Origin of the sequence: Phytobacter sp. V69 (assembly GCF_965644215.1) — a bacterium.
Classification (GTDB): domain Bacteria; phylum Pseudomonadota; class Gammaproteobacteria; order Enterobacterales; family Enterobacteriaceae; genus Phytobacter.
Window position 1 is genome coordinate 1 of the sequence record NZ_CBFFRL010000192.1, and the last position, 8,787, is coordinate 8,787.

Genomic DNA, 8,787 nt, shown 5'->3' on the forward strand with positions numbered 1-8,787 from the left:
ATTATCTTTCAATGGTCAAGCTGGGTTGCATCCGATTGTTTTACAAGAGGTTATGCAATTAAGGGACACAGCCTAATCATCTGGATGGATGGCATCACGCCATCCATTTCCTGTCAGTCTATTTTTGACGCCCATCACAAAACCACAAAATACAACACAAAACAAACAATCACTTAATACCTTGTTTATTATCTAATTATTTTAAAAAAAGGAAATTAATGTCAAGTCAACGCGATCTTCTATTTTTCTTTGTTTTGTTTTGATTGGAATTATAGTCCCACTACAACACAGATAATTACCATACCTTGAGGCCGCTATGAAGAATATTGCGATTATTGGAAGCAGTGGGGGCAACCTCTACAACCTCGGCGGAGCTGACCCGGAAAAATTGCTCCACGAAATTTACCTGCAATGCGAGGCAGCCAGCGTTACGGTCGCTGCGGTGCAGTTTATTGCCGCAGACGCCTCCATGGATGTGGCAAAGCCGGATACGCCCGCTGCGGTTTATGCATTAACAATAGAAAACCGACAAAAACCACAAAAAATCTTCCAGGGCAAATTGTCCGAAGTGAACGCCTCGGTTGTGGAAAGCGATAACCACATTGCGGAAATGATCCGCAACGGCGAAATCGATGGGGTCGTGGTGATGAGCGCCGATCCGGGTAATGCCAACAAAGCGGTCTTTCAGGCGGCAGTCGAGATGAAAACCCCGATTGTCGGCACCGGTGGAACCTCGATGGCGCTGGTTGCGGCAAAAGGGGCGAACGTGGTGGCCACATCGGGCACAACGGGAACCACCAGCCGGACGCGTGCGGTCTCCTTTGTGGCCTCACTGTGCAAACACTGGGGAATCAAATACAAACCGCAGTTAGGCAGTGCTTCGGCGTCACAAACCGGTTCCGGGAAAAGCCTGCTCAAGCGCTTCAACATTCGCAGCATCATGATCCCGGCCTTACCCGGCTTTATCGCTATGGCTATCGTGCTGGCATTGAGCCATATTCCGGGCCTTGAAAAGCTCAATGACATTTTTGAGATCCTGCTGAAAGGCCTCCCGGTGCTGGTCGCCGTGCTGGCCGCCAAACAAATTTCCGAGCTCGATGAAGTCTCCATCGTCGCGGGCGTAGTGGCTGGTGTGCTCTCAGTGGAAGGTGGCCTGATTGGCGGTATCCTTGGCGGGGTGATGGCCGGGATTTTCGTCCGCTGGCTGTTTGAACTGTGCCTCAACTGGCGCTTCCCGATGACCACCGTCAACATCGTGGCGGGCGGCATTTCGGGTCTGGCTGCCGGGCTGCTAATGCACTATCTGTTGAGCCCACTGGCTTTGTCCGCAGGTAACTACATCAAGCTGGCTATCGAAAGTACCCTCGCGTTCAGCCCTATTCTGGCTGGGCTGCTGGCCGGGTTGGTTATCTGGCCTGCGATTCTGGGCGGGGTTTATCACGCCGTGATCCTGCCGCTGGTGCTGCTGGAAATGGAGAAATCCGGCGTCAGCTTCCTCGGCGCAGTCGATATGGTCGGTCTGGTGATGGTTGCCGCAGGCATCAACCTCGCGAACGTCATCGCACCGCGAGAAAAAAGCGAGGCCGCCGTTGCCACGCCGGGTCTGCTCATTAATCTGGGTTTTGGCACCTTCGTCGAATCCGCCTACCCCTTTATGTTCGCCAATAAAGTGGTGTTCGCCTCCGCCATTATCTGGGCCGGTCTGGGCGGCATGATGCTGGGCTTCTTCGATGTGAAAGGCGTGGCATACGTTCCGGCCTTCGCCTCCCCGTTCCTCTCCAGTAACGCATTAGAAATGGCCATTGTGATGCTTACCGTGATGGGCCTGACCTGTATCAGCACCATCATTGCCAACCGTTTCAAAGCTGTCGCACAGAAAGAGTCTGTCGCGGCATCGCAATAATCATCCATCTCAGAGGTAGAACATGTTTAAAGGCGATATGAATAAAAAACGCGCCAAAGCGCTGCAAAAAGTCCGCGATGCCATCGCGTTACACGGTGGGCAAACCATCCTGAGTACCGGGATTACGGGTGACGATGCGCGTTTAGCCAAAGCGGTGTGCGAAGCAGGCGTTAAGCTGCTCGAACCGAACCACCCAGCACTGGCACTGGCCCGTGGCCACAAAGGCGTAAGCAACATGCATGCGGCGGAACAAATTCGCCACGAAATCTCTAACGGCCAAATGGCCGAAGCCGTGCAGGGTGTCCGTAACGTTGTCGCTGACGACATCTTCATTACGGTCGGCATTCCGGGCGGTTTCACCGAAATCCTGCCTGTGCCGCTGGGTGAAGACGATATTCTGGCCATTGCCCAGGCGGGCGCTGACGGTCTGCATACGCATAAATCCGACTGGGACGACCTGCAGGATATTGTGACTCTGGCGCACAAGTATGGCCTGACCGTCGATGCCTATATTGGTCACCCGGACGACCTGCACACCTTTGGCCTTCCGGCGCGCACGCCAGAAGAGGTCGCCAGCGTCGCTAAACGTATGCAAGAGATCGGCGTGGACATGATTGGCCTGATGACCGGCATGAGCTATGAAGGCGTCACCGCCGGTGATATTCCGCAAATCATCAAAGACCGCTTACGTGCTCTGGTCAATGCGGTAGATGTCCCAACGCTTGCGGAAGGTGGCATCAACGTCGCCAATGCAAAAGCCTTCAAGGATACCGGCGTGAATATTCTGGTTGTCGGCACCGCCATCGACAACGTGGTCTGCAACGCGGCCAAAGAAGCCGTTGCACCGTTCATGGCACACTAAGTTAAGAGGGGGTTCGCCCCCTTTTCAGGGAAGGGAAGATGCTTTTTGTTACCGATCTCGACGGCACGCTACTGAACAGCCAGCATGATGTCACAGCGAAAACGCGCCAGGCGCTGGTCGATTTTCACCAGCGCGGCGGCCTGCTCGCCGCGTGTTCTGCGCGTCCGGTCTCGTCCATCATTCAACTCCTGCAACAGCAAGAAATACTGGCGTTCTTTGGCTGGTGCGCAGGATTTAACGGCGGGCAGATTTACGATGTGGCACAGCAGCAAATTATCCACAGCGCCTGTCTGTCGCAGTATGCACTGCACGATATCGACAAGCATCTTTCTCTTTCACGTTATGCGCACCACTATTTCAGTTCGCAGGCCATATACCATCGCTACGATCAGGCTGTATCTCCATGGACGAAATATGAAACTGAGCTTTTTGCCTTACCCTTAAAGCAGATGGCACCGGGTAATATCGTTAGCCGCAGCGATATTTATAAAATTACGCTGGTCGCCGACAGCGCTGATATTTATACGCTACATAAAACGGCGTGCGAATTATTACCTACCGAATATCTCCCCACCATTACCGGCAGTAATTACATTGATATTCAACCTCGGGATGTGAATAAAGGCAGTGCGATACAACATCTCATTCACCATTTAGCCATTCCGCTCGACCAGGTGGCCGCGATTGGCGATCAACAAAATGACGTTTCCATGTTCTGTGTGGCAGGTTCAAGCTTTGCAATGGGAAATGCGCCACAGACGGTAAAGCTTCAGGCACAACGCGTGGTCGCAAGCCATGAAGACGATGGGATCGCACAAGCGCTGCAATGGTTGCGTTGATCTGCGCATCCAGTTACCATGCGCCAAAGCATGAGGCTGGCGGTGGATCATCATGAACCCGATAAAACGAAGAAAGCATATTCTTGACGAATTAAATAAATTCGGTGAAGTCACGGTTATTAAATTATCCGAAGAATTAAATGTTACCTCGGAAACCATTCGTCGGGATTTATCATTACTGGAGTCCAGCGGTGAAATTACTAAAATTCACGGCGGTGCGGTAAAAAAACAGGTCGTTCAGGAAGATGCTTTTGCTGCCCGAATGGATACCCATCGGGAAGAAAAAAACGCCATCGGGAAAATAGCAGCCAGTCTGGTTACCGAACACGACACCGTATTTATCGACTCCTGCACAACCAATCTTATTCTTGCAGAACACCTGCCTCCTTTTGCCCTGACCGTTATTACCAACTCGGCGTTGATTGCTGAAAAAATAAAGGAACACAATCCTCAGGCCAGGGTTTACGTGTTAGGCGGAGAATATGACTACCATTTCCGCGCCAACCTCGGCGTATCCGTCTGCCAGCAAATCAACACCATTCATGCTGACCTCTGTTTCGTTGGCGCAGGCGGTGTGTCACCTCAGCACGGCATCGTGGTGAAAAGCTTTGATGAAGCCCATGTCACCAGAGCAATGATCGCGATGAGCAAGAAATCGGTGATCCTCGCCGATCACTCTAAATTTGGTCAGGAAGGGGTGATGCGCGTCGCTTCCATCAAAGAGATCGACCATATCATTACCGACAAAGGCGTGAATGCAACGGGCTTTCGCGCCGAAGAGTTTTTCGGCAAATTGATTGTCGCGAAGTGAAATAAGGCAAAATACAAGGATCCGCACGGCAGAATACCGTTACACTGGATCCACTTCCTGACCGAGGGCACCCACATGGCACTCCCCCGCATTACCCAAAAAGAGATGACCGAGCGCGAGCAGCGCGAACTGAAAACGTTGCTTGACCGCGCGCGTATCGCGCACGGACGGGTTCTGACCAACGCCGAAACCAACAGCGTGAAAAAAGAGTACATCGATAATCTGATGGTTGAGCGTGAAGCAGAGGCCAAAAAAGCCCGCCAGACGAAGAAAAAGCAGGCTTATAAACCGGATGAAGCGACCACCTTCTCGTGGTCGGCCAATACTTCGACGCGCGGCAGGCGTTAACGTCCCTTCTTCTTACGTCCCGGCTGGGTAAAGCGTTTACGCGACGCCATCTCTGCTGGCGTTTTCGCCATGTTTTTCGCCCCACCGGCAGCCGGTTTCTTCGCAACGGCCGCCGTTGCTGTTTTAGGCTTCGCCTTCTTCGCCGGTTTCGCTTCGGAGCTGGAATTCTCAATCAGCTTGAACAGATCAATCAGTTCGTCATCGGTCAGATCGCGCCATTCACCCAGTGGCAAACCTGACAGGCCCACGTTCATAATGCGCGTACGCTCAAGCCTAGTCACTTCATAGCCGAAGTGCTCGCACATACGGCGAATCTGTCGGTTCAGCCCCTGAATCAAGGTGATACGGAAGACAAACGGCGCCTCTTTTTTGACTTTGCACTTCTTAGTGACCGTCCCCAGAATCGGCACGCCTGCGCCCATACCACGCACAAACTCGTCCGTGACGGGTTTATCCACCGTGACCAGATACTCTTTTTCGTGATCGTTACCGGCACGCAGGATTTTATTGACCAGATCGCCATGGTTGGTAAGGAAAATCAGCCCCTGGGAGTCTTTATCAAGACGACCAATCGGGAAGACGCGTTTACTGTGGTTAACAAAATCGACAATGTTGTCTCTTTCGCCGTCTTCCGTGGTACTGACAATGCCGACGGGCTTATTCAGCGCGATAAAGACCAGGTCTTCTGCTTCGCGCGGCTCAATCAACTGACCGTTTACCTTCACGACATCGCCAGGTTTCACCTGGTCGCCAATGGTGGCGCGTTTTCCATTAAGGAAGACATTGCCCTGTTCGATGAAGCGATCGGCTTCGCGGCGCGAGCAAATTCCGCTTTCGCTGATGTATTTGTTTAATCGGGTTGATGAGTCTGGCAGCATAAATTCTCCTGTAAAAGCGAAATATATCTTATCAGAAGGCTAAGAAAATCTGCGCTTTCTCGCATCCCGGCGCTAAATGTGATCCAAAGCGTCTTTCTACACAAAAGTGACGACTTATCGCGCATGCAAATTTGTGTGGCGAACAAAAGCAGAATCAACCACTTAGATACCACCGCACAAATGTGCTGACGTCAGCCACGCACATAATCATTTGTGCAAGATATTCCCTCACCCCTTTGCTGTGAAATAGAACAAAATTCCTTTGAATATGCCCCTGCATGCGGTTATATCAAATCAAGGAACATAAATCGTGGTTTGCACAAATGTGCAAAGGTTCGAGGAGAGCGATGGAAAACAGTGACGATATCCGCCTGATCGTAAAAATTGCCCAGCTTTACTATGAGCAGGATATGACACAGGTGCAAATCGCCCGCGAACTGGGGATTTATCGCACCACCATCAGTCGGTTACTCAAACGCGGACGTGAACAAGGGATCGTCACCATCGCCATCAATTACGACTACAACGAGAATTTGTGGCTGGAGCAGCAGTTAAAACAGAAATTTGACCTTAAAGAGGTGGTTGTCGCCTCGAGTGATGCCGAACAAGAAGAGGAGCAGCTCAGCGTGATAGGCCAGCACGGTGCGCAACTGCTGGAACGCCTGCTGGAGCCGGGCGATATCATCGGCTTTTCCTGGGGACGCGCGGTACGGGCGTTGATTGAAGGGTTGTCACCCGCCAGCCAGTCCCGACAGCTGATTTGCGTGCCGATTATCGGTGGGCCTTCCGGCAAGCTCGAAAGCCGCTATCACGTGAACACGCTGACCTACAGCGCAGCGGCCCGGCTGAAAGGGGAGTCCCATCTGGCTGATTTCCCGGCGCTGCTGGATAACGAGTTGATCCGCAATGGCATTATGCAATCGCAGCACTATAAAGCCATTTCGGCGTACTGGGATAATCTGGATGTCGCTCTGGTCGGTATCGGTTCTCCGGCCATCCGTGACGGCGCGAACTGGCATGCGTTTTATGGCAGCGAAGAGAGCGATGATCTGAACGCCCGCCATGTTGCCGGGGATATCTGTTCACGCTTTTACGATATTAACGGCGCGTCCGTTGAAACCAATATGAGCCCGAAAACGCTCTCTATTGAGATGCAACGTTTAAAACAGGCACGTTATTCCATCGGCGTGGCGATGGGCGAGGCGAAATACAGCGGTATCCTCGGCGCATTGCACGGTAAATATATTAATTGTCTGGTGACCAATCGCGAAACCGCTGAATTATTGTTGAAGTAAGTTTCTAGCCGGGAGACAGCGTATTATTTTGCGCGGGGATCCCCTTGTCCAAAATCAGGAGTCTGGTATGCAAACGTGGTTAAATCTGCAGGATAAAATTATTATCGTCACCGGCGGCGCATCAGGTATTGGCCTGGCGATTGTCGAGGAATTATTAGCCCAGGGCGCCAATGTCCAGATGGCTGATATTCATGGCGGCGAAGGTAAGCACGAAGGAAATAATCATTATCATTTCTGGCCAACGGATATTTCCAGCACCGGAGATGTCACCCATACCGTGGAGGAAATTATTCAGCGCTTCGGCCGTATTGACGGTCTGGTCAATAACGCTGGCGTGAATTTCCCGCGTCTGCTTGTGGACGAAAAAGCCCCGGCCGGGAAATATGAATTAAACGAAGCCGCCTTTGAAAAAATGGTCAATATCAACCAGAAAGGGGTGTTCTTAATGTCCCAGGCGGTGGCACGCCAGATGGTTAAACAACATGACGGCGTCATTGTGAATGTCTCATCGGAAAGCGGGCTGGAAGGTTCAGAAGGCCAAAGCTGCTACGCTGCCACCAAGGCAGCACTCAACAGTTTTACCCGTTCCTGGTCGAAAGAGCTGGGCAAACATGGCATCCGCGTGGTGGGTATCGCACCGGGCATTCTGGAAAAAACCGGGCTGCGCACACCGGAGTACGAAGAAGCGCTGGCCTGGACGCGCAATATCACCGTGGAACAGCTGCGTGACGGCTATACCAAGAACGCAATTCCGATTGGGCGCTCGGGTCGCTTATCCGAAGTCGCTGATTTTGTTTGTTATCTCCTGTCTGAGCGTGCCAGCTACATTACCGGAGTAACCACTAACATTGCGGGCGGTAAAACGCGCGGTTAAGGAGGCGAAATGGTCAATACAATCTTTTGCGCCCACGGCAGACTGGCCTGCGCGATGCTGGAATCGGTACAGATGGTCTATGGCGATGTGAACGTGGCCGCCGTGGAATTTGTCCCCGGAGAGAACGCCGGTGACATCGCCGATAAATTGCAAAAGTTAGTGAGCGCACACATACAGAATGAATGGTTGATTGCCGTCGATCTACAGTGCGGCAGCCCGTGGAATGCCGCCGCCACGCTGGCGATGCGCAATCCGAAGCTGCGCGTGATAAGCGGCCTCTCTCTGCCCCTGGCGCTTGAACTGGTCGACAACCAGGCAAGCATGAACGTCGATGAACTCTGTGCGCACCTGACGACAATCGCCCGTCAGACATGCGTGGTCTGGCAACAACGGGAAACCGCCGAAGAGGATTTCTGATGAATATTACGCTGGCTCGTATTGATGACCGCCTTATCCACGGTCAGGTGACCACCGTCTGGTCAAAAGTCGCGAATGCGCAACGCATTATTATCTGCAATGACGAGGTATATAACGACGAAGTCCGCCGCACGCTATTACGCCAGGCAGCACCGCCGGGGATGAAAGTGAATGTGGTGAATATTGAAAAGGCCATCGCGGTATTTCATAACCCACAATATCAGGATGAAACCGTTTTTTACCTGTTTACCCGACCGCAGGATGCATTAGCGATGGTGAAACAAGGGGTCAAAATAGCCACATTAAATATTGGCGGAATGGCCTGGCGACCGGGTAAAACGCAATTAACCAAAGCCGTATCGCTGGATGAAGAGGATATTTCTGCCTTTCGCGAACTGGATAAACTTGGCGTGAAATTAGATTTACGCGTCGTGGCCTCCGATCCGTCGGTGAATATCCTCGACAAAATAAAAGAAATCTCCGTCGCGAATTCAGATAATAAGTGCAACGCTCGGACATGATTGTGGAGAGTGTAGGAGGAAGGGTTAACTACCGATAAG

The 8,787-nt window shown here is 52.0% G+C and carries 10 protein-coding genes; 9 read left to right on the forward strand and 1 reads right to left on the reverse strand.

The features are described 5' to 3' along the window. Positions 1 to 316: 316 nt before the first annotated feature. The 5 genes from ACSZPU_RS20585 (at position 317) to ACSZPU_RS20605 (ending at position 4,763) form a co-directional block, all read left to right on the forward strand. Positions 317 to 1,903 (forward strand): PTS sugar transporter, encoded by a 1,587-nt coding sequence (locus ACSZPU_RS20585; protein ID WP_499002657.1) that lies wholly within the window; start codon positions 317 to 319, stop codon positions 1,901 to 1,903. A gap of 22 nt (positions 1,904 to 1,925) precedes the next feature. Next, a complete protein-coding gene (locus ACSZPU_RS20590; RefSeq protein ID WP_499002659.1) occupies positions 1,926 to 2,765 on the forward strand; it encodes a beta/alpha barrel domain-containing protein in 840 nt (279 codons plus the stop codon). A 38-nt stretch (positions 2,766 to 2,803) separates the two neighbouring features. Then, a complete protein-coding gene (locus ACSZPU_RS20595; RefSeq protein WP_499002661.1) occupies positions 2,804 to 3,604 on the forward strand; it encodes a Cof-type HAD-IIB family hydrolase in 801 nt (266 codons plus the stop codon). 52 nt (positions 3,605 to 3,656) lie between these two features. Further along, positions 3,657 to 4,415: a DeoR/GlpR family DNA-binding transcription regulator gene (locus ACSZPU_RS20600; RefSeq protein WP_499002663.1), complete on the forward strand. Its 759-nt coding sequence runs from the start codon at positions 3,657 to 3,659 to the stop codon at positions 4,413 to 4,415. Positions 4,416 to 4,490: 75 nt separating this feature from the next. After that, complete coding sequence (locus ACSZPU_RS20605; protein WP_499002665.1) at positions 4,491 to 4,763, forward strand: YjbD family protein; 273 nt, start codon at positions 4,491 to 4,493, stop codon at positions 4,761 to 4,763. Here the strand turns inward: ACSZPU_RS20605 and rluF are convergent. Further along, complete coding sequence (gene rluF, locus ACSZPU_RS20610; protein ID WP_499002667.1) at positions 4,760 to 5,641, reverse strand: 23S rRNA pseudouridine(2604) synthase RluF; 882 nt, start codon at positions 5,639 to 5,641, stop codon at positions 4,760 to 4,762. The two genes, ACSZPU_RS20605 and rluF, sit on opposite strands and share 4 nt — an antisense overlap. A 347-nt stretch (positions 5,642 to 5,988) precedes the next feature. Here rluF and ACSZPU_RS20615 point away from each other — a divergent pair, with 347 nt between their 5' ends. The 4 genes from ACSZPU_RS20615 to ACSZPU_RS20630 all read left to right on the forward strand — a co-directional run bounded on the left by ACSZPU_RS20615 (position 5,989) and on the right by ACSZPU_RS20630 (position 8,748). Next, the gene (locus ACSZPU_RS20615; protein ID WP_499002670.1) at positions 5,989 to 6,936 is read left to right on the forward strand and encodes a sugar-binding transcriptional regulator; all 948 of its coding nucleotides are present in this window, start codon (positions 5,989 to 5,991) and stop codon (positions 6,934 to 6,936) included. Between the two features lie 67 nt (positions 6,937 to 7,003). After that, positions 7,004 to 7,810, forward strand: a complete 807-nt coding sequence (locus ACSZPU_RS20620) for an SDR family oxidoreductase (protein ID WP_499002673.1) — start codon at positions 7,004 to 7,006, stop codon at positions 7,808 to 7,810. A gap of 9 nt (positions 7,811 to 7,819) precedes the next feature. After that, positions 7,820 to 8,227 (forward strand): mannose/fructose/sorbose PTS transporter subunit IIA, encoded by a 408-nt coding sequence (locus ACSZPU_RS20625; RefSeq protein ID WP_499002675.1) that lies wholly within the window; start codon positions 7,820 to 7,822, stop codon positions 8,225 to 8,227. Next, positions 8,227 to 8,748: a PTS sugar transporter subunit IIB gene (locus ACSZPU_RS20630; protein ID WP_499002677.1), complete on the forward strand. Its 522-nt coding sequence runs from the start codon at positions 8,227 to 8,229 to the stop codon at positions 8,746 to 8,748. Before ACSZPU_RS20625 ends, ACSZPU_RS20630 begins: the two co-directional genes overlap by 1 nt. Positions 8,749 to 8,787 lie beyond the last annotated feature (39 nt).